This is a genomic window from Mesorhizobium sp. XAP4 (assembly GCF_029269325.1).
Taxonomy (GTDB): Bacteria; Pseudomonadota; Alphaproteobacteria; order Rhizobiales; family Rhizobiaceae; genus Mesorhizobium; species Mesorhizobium ciceri.
Genome location: NZ_JARIXW010000004.1, coordinates 157,881 through 176,128, shown reverse-complemented (window position 1 = coordinate 176,128; position 18,248 = coordinate 157,881). Strand labels below are relative to the sequence as shown.

Annotated in this window: 12 protein-coding genes; 7 read left to right on the top strand and 5 right to left on the bottom strand. The window is 62.8% G+C overall.

Going from position 1 to position 18,248, the window contains the following annotated elements; translation table 11 throughout:
- The first annotated feature begins 12 nt into the window (after positions 1-12).
- Positions 13-714, top strand: coding sequence for an antitoxin Xre/MbcA/ParS toxin-binding domain-containing protein (locus P3C39_RS18465; protein ID WP_013528053.1), 702 nt, complete (start codon positions 13-15; stop codon positions 712-714).
- Between the two features lie 29 nt (positions 715-743).
- On the opposite strand, the gene P3C39_RS18460 is transcribed toward P3C39_RS18465, so the two are convergent.
- Positions 744-1,835: a sensor domain-containing diguanylate cyclase gene (locus P3C39_RS18460; protein WP_275954135.1), complete on the bottom strand. Its 1,092-nt coding sequence runs from the start codon at positions 1,833-1,835 to the stop codon at positions 744-746.
- Between the two features lie 253 nt (positions 1,836-2,088).
- Between P3C39_RS18460 and P3C39_RS18455 the strand changes: the two genes are divergently transcribed.
- The gene (locus P3C39_RS18455; protein ID WP_275954136.1) at positions 2,089-2,706 is read left to right on the top strand and encodes a hypothetical protein; all 618 of its coding nucleotides are present in this window, start codon (positions 2,089-2,091) and stop codon (positions 2,704-2,706) included.
- A gap of 4 nt (positions 2,707-2,710) precedes the next feature.
- A complete protein-coding gene (locus tag P3C39_RS18450; RefSeq protein WP_275954137.1) occupies positions 2,711-3,496 on the top strand; it encodes a hypothetical protein in 786 nt (261 codons plus the stop codon).
- A gap of 34 nt (positions 3,497-3,530) precedes the next feature.
- Here the strand turns inward: P3C39_RS18450 and P3C39_RS18445 are convergent, their stop codons facing one another.
- Positions 3,531-5,810 (bottom strand): NADP-dependent malic enzyme, encoded by a 2,280-nt coding sequence (locus tag P3C39_RS18445; protein ID WP_024501796.1) that lies wholly within the window; start codon positions 5,808-5,810, stop codon positions 3,531-3,533.
- 213 nt (positions 5,811-6,023) lie between these two features.
- Between P3C39_RS18445 and mutS the strand changes: the two genes are divergently transcribed.
- Positions 6,024-8,753 carry a DNA mismatch repair protein MutS gene (gene mutS, locus P3C39_RS18440; RefSeq protein WP_275954138.1) on the top strand — a complete coding sequence of 910 codons (2,730 nt, stop codon included), beginning with the start codon at positions 6,024-6,026 and terminating at the stop codon, positions 8,751-8,753.
- Here mutS and P3C39_RS18435 read toward each other — a convergent pair whose 3' ends face one another.
- From P3C39_RS18435 to P3C39_RS18425, 3 genes are all read right to left on the bottom strand, one after another.
- Complete coding sequence (locus P3C39_RS18435) at positions 8,754-9,596, bottom strand: aldo/keto reductase (protein ID WP_275954139.1); 843 nt, start codon at positions 9,594-9,596, stop codon at positions 8,754-8,756.
- 86 nt (positions 9,597-9,682) lie between these two features.
- A complete protein-coding gene (locus P3C39_RS18430; RefSeq protein WP_224673728.1) occupies positions 9,683-10,075 on the bottom strand; it encodes a DUF305 domain-containing protein in 393 nt (130 codons plus the stop codon).
- Positions 10,076-10,117: 42 nt separating this feature from the next.
- Entirely contained in the window at positions 10,118-12,622 is a 2,505-nt protein-coding gene (locus tag P3C39_RS18425; RefSeq protein WP_275954140.1) for a heavy metal translocating P-type ATPase, read from the bottom strand.
- A gap of 189 nt (positions 12,623-12,811) precedes the next feature.
- On the opposite strand from P3C39_RS18425, the gene P3C39_RS18420 reads away from it, so the two are divergent.
- The 3 genes from P3C39_RS18420 to murJ all read left to right on the top strand — a co-directional run bounded on the left by P3C39_RS18420 (position 12,812) and on the right by murJ (position 18,170).
- Entirely contained in the window at positions 12,812-13,636 is an 825-nt protein-coding gene (locus tag P3C39_RS18420) for a glycosyltransferase family 25 protein (RefSeq protein WP_024501800.1), read from the top strand.
- A 78-nt stretch (positions 13,637-13,714) separates the two neighbouring features.
- Positions 13,715-16,516 (top strand): [protein-PII] uridylyltransferase, encoded by a 2,802-nt coding sequence (locus tag P3C39_RS18415; protein ID WP_063171105.1) that lies wholly within the window; start codon positions 13,715-13,717, stop codon positions 16,514-16,516.
- A 46-nt stretch (positions 16,517-16,562) separates the two neighbouring features.
- Positions 16,563-18,170, top strand: a complete 1,608-nt coding sequence (gene murJ / locus P3C39_RS18410) for a murein biosynthesis integral membrane protein MurJ (RefSeq protein WP_275954141.1) — start codon at positions 16,563-16,565, stop codon at positions 18,168-18,170.
- The last annotated feature ends 78 nt before the right edge of the window (positions 18,171-18,248 follow it).

The window sequence follows — 18,248 nt, the reverse complement described above, 5'->3', positions numbered from 1 at the left end:
GAAGACAGATGCATGAACAGATTTCAAATCCAGGGCCTCAAGCAGGACGACTTCGCGGAGATGGTCGCGGAAGACGTCGAACGTGCACTTGCCCACTATGACGAGGCCATCAACAAGCCCACCATGGTCTCGGTCGGCAAGATCGCCGGCAGCATAGCGTCCGCCGTCACCTTGCTGTCACCGAAGCACCAGCGCGCCATCGACGCCATCCATGCCGACCTGCCCGGCCTGGCGTCGAAATTCGTGCGCGCGCTGGCGGCGGAAGCCGCGCGCCGCAGCGAAGCCGGTATTGCCGGCGTGACAAATCCGCCGACGACCCCGTTGGCCGATGTCGAGCCTCCTTCGCTGCCAAAGTCCGACGATCTCGAATCGATGCTGATCGAGGACTGGGCCGGCCGCGTCGCCGGTTCGACCTATCTGGAAGAGCATCTGCGCATCGCCCGCTCGACCCTGCACCGCTGGCAGCGGCGGGGTGAGGTCATCGCCTTGCGCAAGGGCGGCCGCAAACATGTCTTCCCGCTGGCGCAGTTCGTCGACGGCCGGCCGGTTGCAGGCATTCGCGACGTGCTATCCCTGATCACCAATCCGAGGCTCGCATGGCTGTGGCTGACGCGGCCCTCGGCGCAGCTCGACGGCCGCGTCCCGATCGACTTGCTGCGGCAGGATCAGGTGGACGAGGTCGTCGAGGCCGCGCGCGTATTCGCGCCGGGCTGAAGGCAGCGCGCCCTTGATAAGGCGCGCGCCTAGGCAGTCTTGCTTATCGAGTGGCGAGGACCGGACGATGGTTGTTGCGGCGCCATTTCCCTGGCGGTGACCAGCCGGTTGCGGCCGCTCTTTTTTCCGATGTACATCAGCCGGTCGGCGAGCGCGATCAGCGCCTCGGAATCGGTGGCTTCCGCCGGATACATGGCCACGCCAACGGTGCAGCCGACCTGGATCTCGCCATTCGGCGTCGGAACCTTGATCCGCAACCTTTCCAGGATGCGTTCGGCGACGCGCACGGCCTTCTGCTGTGCCAGATCGGCGTCGCCCGAGAACAGGAAGGCGAACTCGTCACCGCCAAGCCGAGCCACGAAATCGGCGCTGCGCAGGATCGAGCGAAGCTGGCTCGAGACGCGCTGCAGCAGCGCATCGCCGGCCTCGTGGCCGAGCGTGTCGTTGACTTCCTTGAACCGGTCGAGGTCGATGAATAGAAGACCCGCCGCCTCGCCGGTGGCGCCGCAGCGGGCGACCACCGATTTCAGTTCGTCGTGGAAGGCGCGCCGGTTGGGCAAGTCGGTCAATGCATCGTGGTTGGCCGAATGATCGCTCTGCTGCTTCGCCACCTCGATCTCGCGCTTTTGCGCCGACAGTTCCTCATTGGCGGTCTTCAGGTCCAGGAGCAGCTGGGCGTTGAGGTCCTCGACCACCTTGCGGTCGCTGATGTCGACGACGAAGCCTTCCAGAAACTCGAGTTCGCCGGCATCGTCCCAGACACCGCCGCCGATCTCGCGGACCCAGAGCGGTTCGCCGGCCCTTGGCACGATGCGGTAGTCGACGTTCCAGTTGCAGCGCGCCTCGAGCGCGGCATCGACAGCGGCATAGACCGAGGGCAAGTCATCCGGGTGGATGGCCGAGACGTAGTCGCGCACCGCGTTGTGAATAAAATCGCTTGGCCGGTAACCGCTGACGGTGAGAATGCCGTCGCTGATGTAGAGCATGGTGTAGGAGGCGTCGTTGCGGCAGCGGTAGAGGTAGCCGTCCATCCGCCCGGTGATGCTGAGCAAAGCATCCAATCGCTCGTCATGGTAGGCTCGCTCGCCGACCACGGATAAAGAAACTCCGTCATGCTTCATGGCCGCACCCCCATTTGGCGGTCTGAGCGCGCCGTGGATGCCGTCACGGCATGCGGCAAGAGCTTCCCTATATCAGCTGAATCTTATCAATGTCTTATGGCAAACGTGGGCGCTGAATCGGCCGCTGTTGGTCAGTGCGCAATCGATCGACAAAATGAGCACTGGTGTCTGTTCCGCATGACCCATTTTTCATTTTACTTTTTTTGACGTAGAACTAACCTTTGGGATATGTAGATTCGATGGGGGAGGAATGATGTCGAAGTTTAAGATCAAGATGAAACTCCAGGGTTTTGAATTGGAAATCGAAGGCTCAAAAGACGACATTCCTTTGATCGCACAAAATGTGGGACAGCAGATTGCAGGCTTAATTCAACCTTCGGCTGCGATAGTTGAGGGTGATCCATTGAGTACGGGCAATGGACGGCAGCACCCATTAACTATCGACAACTCCGACCGTGACGTGACCAAAAGTAGAAAGCCGCGACGTACGAAGAGATCAGGGGGTGAGCCCCAAAACTCCGTTGAGACGCCTACAATCGAGTGGAGACATGATCCAGCAAAATACGGCAATCCAAAACAAGACTGGAATGCGGCATCAAAAGCTCTGTGGCTAATTTATGTAGTCTCCCAGGAACTGGAATATGCGCAGCTGTCTGTAACACAAATTTCAAATACTTTTAACCGAAAATTCAAGCAGTCAGGAACAATTAGGCCGAGCAATATTTCACGTGACCTGGGAACTTTTAAGACAAAAAACCCGGCCCTAGTTGGCGATGATACCACAAAGTCTTCTACTGAGTGGTTCCCGACCGACGCCGGCATTAGGAAGGTTCAAGAGCTTATAGTGGAAACTCTTTCTCCGGCGCCTTAATACGATGGGACTTATTGAAAAGAGCAAACTCGTCAGAGAGCTTAGCCCCCCATTCGATCATTTACTTTGTACACAGATCGTTGACGAGTTTATTTCAGCAGAGCGACGCTTCATTCAACGTGATTGGGAGCCAGCAGAGCTCGATGGAGGTCAATTCTGTGAAATTGCGGCGCGGATCTACTATCATATAGATAGTGGGAATCTAAGCCATACCAAGCCGTTTGATGATTGCGTCAAATATCTAGAAAATGACCAAGTTCCTCATGCCATAAGCCCTCGGCATGACGCTTTGCATGTCGGGCGCGTCCTAAGAACAGTTTACAAATTTCGGAGCCAACGAGGGGCGGTACATATATCTCCTAACTACGGCCCAAATCACATGGATGCCCGTCTTATAGTAGAGTGCATTAGATGGGTAATGAACGAGACCCTACGAATCTTCTGGAGAGGTGATCGAGAGCAGGTCGCGCGGGCAATTAGAGAGCTTCTGCAGTTTGATGTCCCCTGTATCGGCCTGTTTGAAGACGTTATTTTGGTCCAGCGAACCGACCTAACCGCTGAGGAGGAGATTCTCGTCCTTTTACATTACGCAGGTGAAATTGGATTTTCACGCACTGAAATCGGCAAGGCGGCTAAGCGCGCTCCGTCAACCGTTACCACAACACTTCAAAATCTCTCATCGCCAACAGTCAGGCAAATTGTGAAGATAGGCAGCGGCAACTACCGCCTTACAGGATTGGGATCGAAACGAATCAGAACGAGTTTGGCTGACAAACTCATTCTTGAGTAATCAAGGAGCAGTCTCAGCACCGGAGTGATGCCCCTCAAGTCCCCGCCGTGTACGCCGCGATCGCCGCCATGTTGACGATATCGCTGTCCTTGGCATTCAGCGACACGATCTGAACCGGCTTGTTCAGGCCGACCAGCAGCGGCCCGATCACCGTCGAGCCGCCGAGTTCCTGCAACATCTTGGTCGAAATCGAGGCCGAGTGGAACGCCGGCATGATCAGCACATTGGCCGGGCCGGTCAGGCGGATGAACGGATATTGCGCCATGGCGCGGGCGTTGAGGGCGACGTCGGCGGCCATTTCGCCGTCATATTCGAAATCGACGCGGCGCTTGTCGAGGATGCGCACGGCTTCCTGGACGCGCTCGGAGCGTTCGCCCTGCGGATGGCCGAAGGTGGAATAGGCGAGCATGGCGAGCCTCGGCTCATAACCCATGCGGCGGGCAAAGCCTGCCGCCTCCTCGGCGATGTCGGCGATCTGCTCGGCGTTCGGCATATCGTGCACGGCGGTGTCGGCGACCAGCACGGTCTTGCCCCGCGCCAGCACGATCGAGACGCCGATGACGCGGTGGCCGGGCTTGGCATCGATGACGCGGCGGATGTCGTCGAGCGCGGTCGAATAGTTGCGGGTGACGCCGGTGACGATGCCGTCGGCGTCACCCAGCGCCACCATGCAGGCGGCAAAGTGGTTGCGATCGTTGTTGATCAGCCGCTGGCAGTCGCGAAACAGGAAGCCTTTGCGCTGCATGCGCTCGTAGAGGTAGTCGGTGTAGATGCCGTTGCGGCGCGACAGCCTTGCATTGATGATCTCGATGCCTTGCTTGTTGAGATCGATGCCGGCGTGCTTGGCGTTTTCCTTGATGACGTCGTCGCGGCCGAGCAGGATGGCGGTGCCGAGCTTCTGGTTCACATAGGAGACGGCGGCGCGCATGACCTGTTCCTCCTCGCCCTCGGCGAAGACGATGCGCTTGGGCTGGCGGCGCACGCGGTCGTAGATGCGCTGCAGGGTCGAGGCGATTGGGTCGCGGCGGGCCGACAGTTCCTGCGCGTAACGGTCGAGGTCAAGGATCGGCTTGCGGGCGACGCCTGAATCCATCGCCGCCTTGGCGACCGCAATCGGAATGGCCGAGATCAGGCGCGGGTCGAACGGCACCGGGATGATGTAGTTGGGGCCGAATTTCGGCCGATTGCCCTGATAGGCGGCGGCGACGTCGTCGGGCACGTCCTGGCGCGCCAGTGCCGCCAGCGCCTGGGCGGCGGCGATCTTCATGTCGTCATTGATGGTGGTTGCCCTGACATCCAGCGCGCCGCGGAAGATATAGGGGAAGCCGAGCACGTTGTTGACCTGATTGGGATAATCGGAACGCCCTGTGGCCATGATGGCGTCTGTGCGGATTTCGGCGACCTCCTCCGGCGTGATTTCCGGGTCGGGATTGGCCATGGCGAAGATGATCGGGTTCTTGGCCATCGACTGCACCATGGCGGTGGTCAGCGCGCCCTTGGCGGAGAGGCCGAGGAAGACGTCGGCGCCGTCGAGCGCCTCGGCGAGGCTGCGCGCCTCGGTCTTGACCGCATGCGCCGATTTCCACTGGTTCATGCCTTCGGTGCGGCCCTGGAAAACCACGCCCTTGGTGTCGCACAGGATGATGTTTTCGGGCGAAAAGCCCATCGCCTTCATCAGCTCGATGCAGGCGATGCCGGCGGCGCCGGCGCCGTTGCAGACCATTTTCGTGGTCTTCATGTCGCGACCGGTGATCTCCAGCGCGTTGATCAGGCCGGCGGCGGAGATGATCGCAGTGCCGTGCTGGTCGTCATGGAAGACCGGAATGTCCATCAATTCGCGCAGCCGCTGCTCGATGATGAAGCATTCCGGCGCCTTGATGTCCTCGAGATTGATGCCGCCGAAAGAGGGCCCGAGGAAACGCACGCAGTTGATGAACTCGTCGGCGTCCTCGGTGTCGACCTCGAGGTCGATGGAATCGACATCGGCGAAGCGCTTGAACAGCACCGCCTTGCCCTCCATCACCGGCTTGGAGGCCAGCGCGCCGAGATTGCCAAGGCCGAGGATGGCTGTGCCGTTGGAGATGACTGCGACCATATTGCCGCGCGTCGTGTAGTCGAAGGCGCGCGAGGGGTCTTCGGCGATGGCCAGGACCGGAACCGCGACACCAGGCGAATAGGCGAGGCTAAGGTCGCGCTGCGTTGCCATGGGCTTGGTGGCGACGACCTCCAGCTTGCCCGGCCGACCCATGGCGTGGAATTCGAGCGCTTCCTGCGCACTGACGGACGGACCGCTGTTCTCGGTTTTCCTGGCCATGATGTACTTGATTTCCTCACCGGTGCAGCACCTCGTTGAAGCGGGTGCTTTGTGTCGGACCGAATTAAGACCACGCGCCGCCGCGTGTAAACCGCCAGCGTGCGGAATCGCGGTTGGTACGCGCGATTGCGGGCATCCTGCCGTCCCGGTCGTCCCCTGTTTTTCGAAGCCCCGGCATTAAACCGCGCGATCACATCTGCTAGCGTGCGGCGCATGAACATGCACAGCCCGAACGAGCCAGACGCCCCCGAGGCGATGACGCCGGTGCCGACCGCCCACGCCGGCGCCACGCCGATGATCGAGCAATTCATCGAGATCAAGGCGGCAAACCCGGATTCGCTGCTGTTCTACCGCATGGGCGATTTCTACGAGCTGTTCTTCGACGATGCCGAGAAGGCGAGCCGGGCGCTGGGCATCGTCTTGACCAAGCGCGGCAAGTATCAAGGGCTCGACATTCCGATGTGCGGCGTGCCGGTGCATGCTGCTGACGACTATCTGCAGAAGCTGATCGGCCAGGGTTTCCGCGTTGCCGTCTGCGAACAGATCGAGGATCCGGCCGAGGCGAAGAAACGCGGCGGCAAATCGGTGGTGCGCCGCGATGTGGTGCGGCTGGTGACACCAGGCACCATCACCGAGGACAAATTGCTGGCGCCGTCGGAATCGAGCTTCCTGATGGCGCTGGGGCGGGTGAAAGGCGGAGCGGACCACTCCTTTGCGCTGGCCTGGATCGACATCTCGACCGGCGCCTTCCGCGTCACCGACACCACCGCCGACCGGCTTTTGGCTGACATCTTCCGTGTCGATCCGCGTGAGTTGATCGTTGCCGAGCCAGTGTTCCACGATCCGGAGCTGAAGCCGGTGTTCGACGTGCTCGGCCGCGTCGCCAGCCCGCAACCTCCGTCACTGTTCGATTCGGCGTCGGCGACAGGGCGCATCGCCCGCTTCTTCGATGTGGCGACGCCGGACAGTTTTGGCGCCTTTTCGCGCGCCGAACTGTCGGCGATCTCGGGCGCCATTGCCTATGTCGAGAAGACGCAGAAAGCGGAGCGCCCGCCGCTGTCGCGGCCCGAACGCGAGGAGCAGGGTTCGACCCTGTTCATCGATCCGGCGACACGCGGCAATCTGGAACTGCTGCGCACGTTGTCGGGCAGCCGCGAAGGCTCGCTGTTCAAGGCGATCGACCGCACGGTGACCGGCGGCGGCGCAAGGCTGCTCGCCGACCGGCTGATGGCGCCGCTGACCGACCCGGCGGCGATCGGCGCCAGGCTGGACTCAGTGTCGTTCTTCCGTTCCGAAACGCGACTTTGCCAGGCGGTGCGGTCGAGCCTGAAGAGCGTTGCCGACATGCCCCGCGCGCTGTCCAGGCTGGCGCTCAACCGGGGTGGGCCGCGCGACCTCGGCGCGCTGCGCGCCGGCTTCGAGGCTGCAGGCGCGATCGCCGAAATCTTTGCCGCCACCGCCCTGCCCCCGGAACTTGCGGCGGCATTGGCCGCCATCCATGCACTGCCCCAAGCGCTTTCGCAGCATCTAATGCAGGCACTTGGCGACGAACTGCCGCTGCTCAAGCGCGACGGCGGCTTCGTTCGTGGCGGCTACCATGCCGATCTCGACGAAATGCGGGCGCTGCGCGACGAATCGCGAAAGGTGATCGCCGGGCTGGAACGCTCGCTGATCGACGAGACCGGCATCCGCTCGCTGAAAATCCGGCACAACAATGTGCTTGGCTACTATATCGAGGTGACCGCCAACCATCATGCGGTGATGACCAGCAGCGATGGCGCCAAGGCGCGCTTCATCCACCGCCAGACCATGGCCAACGCCATGCGCTTTACCACGACCGAGCTTGCCGAGCTCGAGACCAAGATCGCCAATGCCGCCGACCGGGCGCTCAACATCGAACTGGCCGCCTTCGAGGCGCTGACGACGGAAGCGGTCGGCGAAGCGGAGAAGATCCGTGCCGGCGCCGATGCGCTGGCCGTGCTCGATGTCTCCGCGGCGCTCGCGCTTCTGTCGGAAAGCGAAGCCTGGTGCCGGCCGGTGGTGGATTCGAGCCTTGCCTTCGAGATTACGGGCGGGCGGCATCCGGTGGTCGAACAGGCCTTGCGCCGCTCCGGCGAAGGCCCGTTCGTCGCCAATGATTGCGACCTGTCGCCGGAGGGAGCTGCCCGGAACGGCGCGATCTGGCTTTTGACCGGCCCGAACATGGGCGGTAAATCGACATTCCTGCGGCAAAACGCGCTGATCGCCATCCTGGCCCAGACCGGCTCGTTCGTGCCGGCGACATCGGCCCATATCGGCGTCGTCGACCGGCTGTTCTCGCGTGTCGGCGCCTCGGACGATCTGGCGCGCGGCCGCTCGACCTTCATGGTCGAGATGGTCGAGACGGCAGCGATCCTCAACCAGGCCGGCGAGCGCGCACTGGTGATCCTCGACGAGATCGGCCGCGGCACCGCCACTTTCGATGGCCTGTCGATCGCCTGGGCCGCGGTTGAATATCTGCATGAGAAGAACCGCTGCCGGGCAATCTTCGCCACCCATTTCCACGAAATGACCTCGCTGGCCGGCAAGCTGGCGCGTCTCTCCAACGTCACCATGCGGGTCAAGGAATGGGAAAACGACGTCGTCTTCCTGCACGAGGTCGGCAAGGGTGCCGCCGACCGCTCCTACGGCGTGCAGGTGGCGCGGCTGGCCGGCCTGCCGGAAGCGGTGGTCGACCGGGCCAAGGAAGTGCTGCACCAACTGGAAGAGGGCGAAGTTTCGGGCAAGACCAACCGGCTGGTCGACGATCTTCCATTGTTTTCGGTGGCGGTGAAGCGAGAAGCGCCGAAGCCGATCAAGAGCGACGCGCTGGGCGCGGCACTCGGCGACATCAACCCGGACGAAATGACGCCACGCGAGGCGCTGGAAGCGCTCTACCGGCTGAAGGGGTTGGCGGGGACATAGTCAGATCATCTCCAACCCGCGCTTGCGCGCTGGTGGCGGGAAGGCGCGGTCGAGATCGGCGATGTCCTGCGGCGCAAGCTTGATGTCGAGCGCAGCGACATTCTGGCGGACATGCTCCTCGCTGCTGGCCTTCGGGATGGCGATGACGCCCTCCTGATGCATCACCCAGGCCAGGGCGATTTGCGCTGGGGTCGCATTGTGGCGGACGGCGATGGCTTCGAGCCTGGCATTGCGCGCCAACGCACCCTGCTCGACCGGAGAATAGGCCATCAAGGGGATGCCGCGCTGCCGGCTCCAGGGCGCCAGATCGAATTCGAGGCCACGCCGGACCAAATTGTAGAGCACCTGGTTGGTCTGGACATTGCCGCCATCGGGCAGGCCGATCAGCTCTTCCATCTCGTCGGTGTCGAAATTGCTGACGCCCCAGTGGCGGATCTTGCCGGCCTTTTTCAGGGCCTCGAAGGCCGCGACGGTTTCCGTCAATGGCACGCTGCCGGGCCAATGCAAGAGATAGAGATCGATGCGGTCGGTGCGCAGGCGTTTCAGGCTGTTTTCGCAGGCGCGCTGCACGCCCGCGCGCGAGGCGTTCGACGGTAGCACTTTCGAGACCAGGAAGGTCTCGTCGCGGCGCCCGGCAATGGCTTCGGCCACCACCTCCTCGGCACCGCCGCTGGCATACATTTCGGCGGTGTCGATCAACGTGATGCCGAGGTCGAGGCCGAGCTTGAGGGCATTGACCTCATCGGCGCGGCGACGGGAATCTTCGCCCATCTTCCATGTGCCCTGGCCAAGCACCTGAACGGCTTCGCCGGAGGACAGTTTGGTGGTTCTGATGGTCGGCATGGCGGGCTCCAGTTGGGGCCGGATCGCATCACAGGCTGGGCGATAAATCCAGAGGCGTTCTCGCCGCGCTGGCGATGGCTGAAGACTTACTTCACCGGATGGGCGGCGAGCCAGGCCTGCATCTGCTTGATCTCTGCTTTCTGCGCGGCGATGACGCCTTCGGCCAGCTTGCGGATTTCCGGGTCCTTGCCATTGGCAAGTTCAACCTTGGCCATGTCGATCGCACCCTGATGGTGCGGGATCATGCCTCTGACGAAATCGACGTCGGCATTGCCGGTGTAGTCGGACGCCATCATGTCGGCATGCATCTTGTCCATCGCCGCCTTGTAGCCTTCCGTCGAAGGACTGGTCGCGTCCGTCGCCATGGCGCCCATGTCGTGTTTCATCTCTTCGCTCTGCGCCGGAACGCTTTCGAGGAAGACGGCAACCAGCATTCCGGCCGCCATCAGCAGCAGCACGAGTTTTTTGGCGAAGGTCATACATGGTCTCCTGTGGATGGGTTTCGTATTTGGGGGCTTGGATCAGAGTTTCAATGTTCTCAGCCGCAATGCGTTTGCGATCACCGACACCGAGGACAGGCTCATCGCCGCCGCTGCCAGCATCGGCGACAGAAGCGTGCCGGTGAGCGGATAGAGCACGCCGGCGGCGACCGGCACGCCAAGCACGTTGTAGAGGAAGGCAAAGAACAGGTTCTGGCGGATGTTGCGGATCGTCGCCTGAGCCAGCGTGCGCGCCCGCACGATGCCGTTGAGGTCGCCTTTGACCAAGGTGATGCCGGCGCTTTCGACGGCGACATCGGCGCCGGTGCCCATGGCGATGCCGACATCGGCGGCGGCAAGGGCCGGTGCATCGTTGACGCCGTCGCCGGCCATGGCAACGCCGGTGCCTTTTGCGCGCAGTTCCTCGACAAGGGCTGCCTTCTGTTCCGGCAGCAGGCCGGCGCGGACCTCGTCGATGCCGAGGCTTCTTGCGATCGCGTTGGCCGTGCGTTCATTGTCGCCGGTCGCCATGACGATCCGCAAGCCGCTTTCATGCAGCGCCTTGATCGCCTCGGCCGTCGTTGTCTTGATAGGGTCGGCGACGGCGACGATGCCGGCCGGTTTTTTGTCGACAGCAACGAACATCGCCGTCTTGCCTTCGAGTTGCAGCGCCTCGGCCTTGGCCGAGATGGATGCGATGTCGACGCCAAGGTCGGCCATCATCGCGGCGTTCCCGAGCGCGACCGTCTTTCCCGAGACCGAACCGGACACACCCTTCCCGGTGACCGCCTCGAAGCCGCTGGCCTCTGCAACGGTCACGCCGCGCGTAGCGGCGCCGTCGACGATGGCTTCAGCCAGCGGATGCTCCGAGCCTTTCTCCAGGCCCGCGGCAAGCGCCAGTAATTCGTCTTCGGAGAAGCCGTTTGCCGTGACGACATCGGTCAGCTTCGGCCGGCCTTCGGTCAGCGTCCCCGTTTTGTCGACGATCAGCGTGTCGACGGAAGCGAAGCGTTCGAGTGCTGCGGCTTCCTTGATCAGCACGCCGGCATGCGCCCCGCGCCCGGTGGCGGTCATGATCGACATCGGCGTCGCCAGGCCGAGCGCACAGGGACAAGCGATGATCAGCACCGACACCGCCGAGACGATGGCAAAGATCAGGCTGGGCTCGGGTCCAAACACGGCCCAAGCGATGAAGGCGACAATCGCGACAAGGACGACGGCCGGGACAAAGTAGAAAGAAACGCGATCAGCCAACCCTTGGATCGGGGCGCGCGAGCGCTGCGCCTTGGCGACGAGCTCGACGATGCGCGCCAGCGTCGTCTCGGCGCCGACCTTCTCAGCGCGCATGATCAGCGCACCATTCTTGTTGAGCGTGCCGCCGGTCAGCGCATCGCCCTCGACCTTCTCGACCGGCAACGGCTCGCCCGTGATCATCGATTCGTCGAGCGAGGACCGTCCTTCCAGCACCGTGCCATCGACCGGCACGGCGTCACCGGGGCGTATGCGCAGGCGATCGCCGGCCTTGACGGCGTCCAGAGGCACGTCGTTTTCGGAACCATCGGCGGCGATCAGCCGCGCTGTCTTCGGTGCGAGATCGAGCAAGGCGCGGATCGCCGAACCGGTCTTTTCACGGGCGCGCAGCTCCAGCACCTGGCCAAGGAAGACCAGCGCGACGATGACGGCGGCAGCCTCGAAATAAACCGGCACCGCACCGCCATGGCCGCGGAACTGATGCGGAAAGATATCCGGAAACAGCGTGGCGACGACGCTGTAGAGATAGGCAGCGCCGACGCCGAGCGAGATCAGCGTCCACATGTTGGGGCTGCGGTTGACGAGCGAATCCCAGCCGCGGTGGAAGAAAGGCAGTGCCGCCCACAACACGACGGGGCTGGCCAATGCCAGCTCAAGCCAGACCTTCGTCCGCTCGTCGACAAAAGCCTGGAAAGTCAGGCCAAGCATCGGCGCCATGGCGACGACCAGCAAAGGGACGGATAGAGCGGCACTGACCCAGAATCGCCTGGTGAAATCGACCAGTTCCGGATTGGGACCCTCGTCACCCGTTGGTATGCCCATCGGCTCCAGCGCCATGCCGCATTTCGGGCAGGATCCGGGCTTGTCGCGGACGATCTCCGGGTGCATCGGGCAGGTGTATTGCGTGCCCTTGGGCATCGGCTGCGGTGCTGGCCTGCCGCCGAGATATTTTTGCGGCTCCGCCTCGAATTTCGCCTGGCAAGCGGCCGAGCAGAAATAGAAGCCCCGGCCTTCGTGGCGGGCAAAGTACCTGGCTGTCGCGCGGTCGACGCTCATGCCGCAGACCGGATCGGTGGCGGTCAGGAATTCTTCCGGTTCGGCGACGAATTTCGTGCGGCAGCCCTGGCTGCAGAAATGATAGAGATGGCCATCATGTTCGACCGTCGGCTTGCCAGCCGCCGGATCGACAGTCATGCCGCAGACCGGGTCGCGGACGACGCTCTTCGTGGTGGGCACGGCGCCTTTTGTCGAGCAGCAGCTACCGTGCGCGTGATGATCGTGATCGGAATGCGTCATTCGAAAATGCCTTGATGGATCGGTGTGTGACGTGGAGATAGGGCTTCCAGTAACTGGAAGGTCAAGGGCTGTTTCGACTTTTCTTCTCCGGTCCACGGCGCGTCCATCCACCCCAGAAAAAGTCTCACGCGGCAACACCAGGCCTGCTAGAAAGCGCGAGCGTCGCGGGGGTGGGGATTTTCTTCGGCAATGAAGCGTCTGGTCATCAATCTCGATCGGTCTCCCGATCGCCTTGCCCGTGTGACGGCGGAGTTTGCCCGCATCGGCGTTGCATTCGAACGCGTTCAGGCCATAGACGCACGCGACCGGCCGGAGCTGGACCAGCTGCCGCAAAATGTCGGATATCGGAACAGGCTGCCATTGACTGACGGCGAGATCGCCTGCCTGCTCAGTCACCGGGCCTGCTGGGCTGTCATCGCGCAAGGCGACGCCCGCTACGGGGCGATTTTCGAGGACGACATCGTCTTTGCCGCAAAAGCCGGCGCATTGCTTCGCGACAGCGACTGGATCCCAGCCGATGCCGAAGTCGTCAAGCTCGAAAGCTACTTCTGTAAGACCGTGATCCGACGCAAGCGCATTGCCATCGGTCACGGCTTTTCCACATCCAAACTCGACGCCGGACATATAGGAACCGCCGGCTACATCATCTCCAGGCAAACCGCGCTCGACCTGATCAAGGCCACCGAGGAGATCGGCATCGCTGTCGACGACCTTGTCTTCAACCCCGAGTTTTCGGTTTTGCGAGGCGAGACGATCTATCAGCTTGTTCCTGCGCTCTGCGCGCAAGATCAGTTCCTTGGCGACAGGGCGCTCCATTTGCCAAGCCTGCTCAGAGAAAAGCGGGATATCCAGTGCGCCGCACCTGCCGGGACCGGGAAACGCAGAAAGACAGCCATAGCGAGGGTCAAAGCCGAGGCTCGGCGAATAGGCAAGCGCATTGTCGATTTCGGTCGACTGAAGCGAAGAATGGTCATTCCATTTACTTATCCGAGCCAAAACTCAGCCGGGTCTTGAACCGGCTTCAACGCCCCATACCCAGCGCCGCCAAAACGCGCTATAGACGCCGCCGAAACGGCAAGGCCGACTGGATATATGGCAAGAATCTCCCTGAAGCTCGACGAATTGATCGACGGCGAAGCCTTGCGCCGCGAGATGACCGCGCTGACCGCGGGCACGGCGGGCGACGGCTCAGGGCAGGCTGCGCGCAATGGTGTGCTCCAGCTGCTCAAGGGACGACTGGCGGACGGGCGCGCCATTGCCGAACGCATGCTGAGGGACGATGGCGGCGGCAGCGCCTGCGCGGCGCGGCTGTCGCATCTCATGGACGAGATCATCCGGGCGCTTTACGATTTCGCCGTCACCCATGTCTACCGGGTCAAGAACCCGTCCTCCGCGGAGCGCATGGCCGTCGTCGCTGTCGGCGGCTACGGCCGTGGAACGCTGGCGCCGGGGTCCGACATCGACCTGTTGTTCCTGCTGCCTTACAAGCAGACGCCGTGGGGCGAACAGACAGTCGAATACATGCTCTACATGCTGTGGGACCTGGGGCTGAAGGTCGGCCACGCCACACGCAATATCGACGAATGCCTGCGCCTGTCGCGCACCGATGTCACCATCCGCACCTCGATCCTCGAAGCACGTTTTCTGTGGGGCGAGGAAAAGCTCTATGATGAACTGATGCTGCGCTTCGACCATGAGGTGGTGCGCACGACCGGCCCCGAATATGTCCAGGCCAAGCTTGCCGAACGCGATGACCGCCATGCCAAGGCCGGCGAAAGCCGCTATCTGGTCGAGCCCAACGTCAAGGACGGCAAGGGTGGCCTGCGCGATCTGCAGACGCTGTTCTGGATCGGCAAATATTTCTACCGGGTGCGCACCGGCGAGGAATTGGTCGATAAAGGCGTCTTCACCGAGGGCGAGTACCGCGAGTTCCAGAAAGCCGAGGATTTCCTGTGGGCGGTACGCTGTCACATGCATTTCCTCACCGGCAAGGCCGAGGAGCGGCTGCATTTCGACATCCAGCGCGAGATCGCCGAACGGCTCGGCTACACCACGCACCCCGGCCTGTCGGCGGTCGAGCGCTTCATGAAGCACTACTTCCTCGTTGCCAAGGACGTCGGCGACCTGACCCGCATCTTCTGTGCCGCGCTCGAGGAGGAGCAGGCCAAGCACGTGCCGGGCTTCAACCGCATCTTCCTGACTTTCTCGCGGCGCAAGCGCAAGCTGGCCGGCACGTCGGACTTCATTGTCGACAACCACCGCATCAACATCGCCGACGACCAGGTGTTCGAGCGCGATCCGGTCAATCTGCTCAGGCTGTTCTGGTTCGCCGACAAGCACGGTCTGGAATTCCACCCCGATGCGCTGAAGCTGCTGACCCGTTCGCTCGGCCTGGTCAACAAGTCGCTGCGGCGCGACGAGGAGGCCAACCGGCTGTTCCTCGACATATTGACCTCGGATCGCAATGCCGAACTCAATCTGCGCCGCATGAACGAGGCCGGGCTGCTCGGCAGGCTGATCCCGGATTTCGGCAAGATCGTCGCCATGATGCAGTTCTCGATGTACCACCACTACACGGTGGACGAGCATCTGATCCGCTGCATCGGCGTGCTGGCCGAGATCGAACGCGGCGACGGCGAAAAGGTCCATCCCCTGTCGCACACGCTGATGCCGGGGCTGAAGAAGAGCCGCGAGGCGCTCTATGTCGCCGTACTGCTGCACGACATCGCCAAGGGGAGGCCGGAGGATCATTCCGAGGCGGGGGCCAGGATCGCACGCCGTATCTGTCCGCATATGGGGCTGTCGCCTGCCGATACCGAGACCGTTGCCTGGCTGGTCGAGAACCATCTCGTGATGTCGATGACAGCCCAGACCCGCGACCTCAACGACCGCAAGACCATCGAGGATTTCGCCGCGATCGTGCAGTCGGTCGAGCGGCTGAAGCTGCTTTTGATCCTCACCGTCTGCGACATCAGGGGCGTCGGACCGGGTGTCTGGAACGGCTGGAAGGGCCAGTTGCTGCGCACGCTCTACTACGAGACCGAATTGCTGTTGACCGGCGGGTTTTCGGAAGTGTCGCGCGCGCAACGCACGGCGGCGGCGCGCGAGCGTCTGGCCGAGGCGCTTGCCGACTGGCCGGACAAGACCCGCAAGCGCTATGTCGGCCAGCACTACGAGAATTACCTTTTGACCGTCGATCTCGCAGACCAGCTGCGCCATGCCGAATTCATTCGTGAGGCTGACGCGTCAGGCAACAAGCTTGCCACCATGGTCAAGACCCACCAGTTCGAGGCGGTGACCGAAATCACCGTGCTGGCGCAGGACCACCCCCGCCTGCTCTCGGTCATCGCCGGGGCGTGCGCCGGGGCCGGCGGCAACATTGTCGACGCGCAGATCTTCACGACGTCGGACGGCCGTGCGCTCGACACGATCCTGATCAGCAGAGAATTCGACCGCGACGAGGACGAGCGCCGGCGTGCCGAGCGTGTCGGCCGGCTGATCGAGGACGTGCTGTCGGGCAAGAGCTGGCTGCCGGAAATGATCGAGAAGCGCACCAAGCCGCGGCGCGGCTCCAAGGTGTTCAAGATCCCGCCGCGTGCCGAAATCCGCAACACGCTGTCGAATCGTTTTTCGGTCATCGAGGTCGAGGGCCTCGACCGGCCTGGGCTGCTGTCGGAGATCACCGGAACGCTTTCCGACCTGTCGCTTGACATCGCATCGGCCCACATCACCACCTTCGGCGAAAAGGTCATCGACACTTTCTATGTCACCGATCTCACTGGCCAGAAGATAGATAGCCCGGCCCGCATCGCCACCATCCGCAATCGGCTGATGGCAACGCTCGAAGGCATCGTGCCCGAACGCGGCGGCAAGTCCAGGGCGGCGGCCGAGTGACAACGACCATCACTTTGTCCCAATTCCGCAGGCAGTTCCCAAAAGCATGAGCCTCGTCAAGAAATTCGCAACGGTCGCTTCCGGCACGCTGATGAGCCGCGCGCTCGGTTTCGGCCGCGAGATGCTGATGGCCGCCGCACTCGGCACCGGACCGGTCGCCGATGCCTTCAACGCCGCCTTCCAGTTTCCCAACACCTTTCGCCGGCTGTTTGCCGAGGGCGCCTTCAACGCCGCCTTCGTGCCGCTGTTCGCCAAGGAGATCGAGACCCACGGCACCGAAGGCGCCAAGCGCTTTTCCGAGGAAGTGTTCGGCGTGCTGTTCACGGCGCTGCTGGCGCTGACCATCATCATGGAACTGTCGATGCCGCTGATCGTGCGCTATCTGGTGGCGCCGGGTTTTGCCGGCACGCCGGGGAAGTTCGACACCACGGTGACGCTGGCGACGATCATGTTCCCTTATCTGATCTGCATGTCGCTGGGCGCGATGATGGCGGGGATGCTGAATTCGCTGCGCCGCTATTTCGCCGCCGCCGTGGCGCCGGTGTTCCTCAACATCATCCTGATCGGCGTGCTCGCCTATGCCTGGTACAAGGGCTCGGATGCCCTCACAGTCGGCTACGGGCTGTCCTGGGGCGTGCTTGCCGCCGGACTGGTGCAGCTGGCGATCGTCTGGGTGGCAGTGCGCCATGCCGGCATCTCGATCGGCTTTCGCCGTCCCAGAATGACGCCTGCGGTCAAGCGGCTGCTGATCCTGGCGCTGCCGGCGGCCATCACCGGCGGCATCACCCAGATCAACCAATTGATCGGCACGGCGATCGCCTCGGCGCAGAACAGCGCGGTCTCCTCGCTCGCCTATGCCGACCGCATCTACCAGTTGCCGCTCGGCGTGGTCGGTGTCGCGGTCGCCATCGTGCTGTTGCCCGAACTGTCGCGCGCGCTGAAGTCGGGCAATTTGATCGAGGCGGCCAATCTGCAAAACCGCTCGGTCGAGTTCACGCTGTTCCTGACGCTACCGGCAGCCGCCGCACTCTGGGTGATGTCGGAGCCGATCGTACGGCTGGTCTATGAGCGCGGCGCGTTCGCCGCCAACGGCTCGACGCCGACGGTGGCGGCGATCCTGGCGATCTTCGGCCTCGGCCTCCCGGCCTTCGTGCTGATCAAGGCATTCACGCCGGGTTATTTCGCCCGAGAGGACACGCGTACACCGATGATCTTTGCCGCCATCTCGGTGGCGGTGAACGTCACCACGGCGCTGACGCTGTTTCCACGGATGGGCGCACCCGGCATTGCGGTGGCCTCGGCCGTCGCCGGCTGGGTCAACGCGGTGATGCTGCTCGGCGTCCTGATCCGGCGCGGCCACTGGGGCCGCGACGTGCCGCTGATGAAGCGCATTCCACGTCTGGTGCTGTCGGCTATCGTGATGGGGGCAGCGCTCTATTTTGCAGAGCATTGGTTCGCCGTCAGGCTCGGGCCCGGCTCGCCGCTGGTGGTCAAGGCGACGACGCTGCTGTCGCTGGTTGCGGGTGGGGCGCTGCTGTACTTCATCACGGCGTTTGCCACCGGCGGCGCCGATTTCGGCATGATCCGTCGCAACGTCAAGCGGGGATCTGGCAAGTCGGCGCCACCGATCGCAAAGACCGACCGGGACGAGTAGCGCCCGACACGCTCGCAGCGCCGTCTTGATCGCAGCGCCGTCTTCGTCCATAAGCGCGCCGTCGCAAGACTTTCGCCG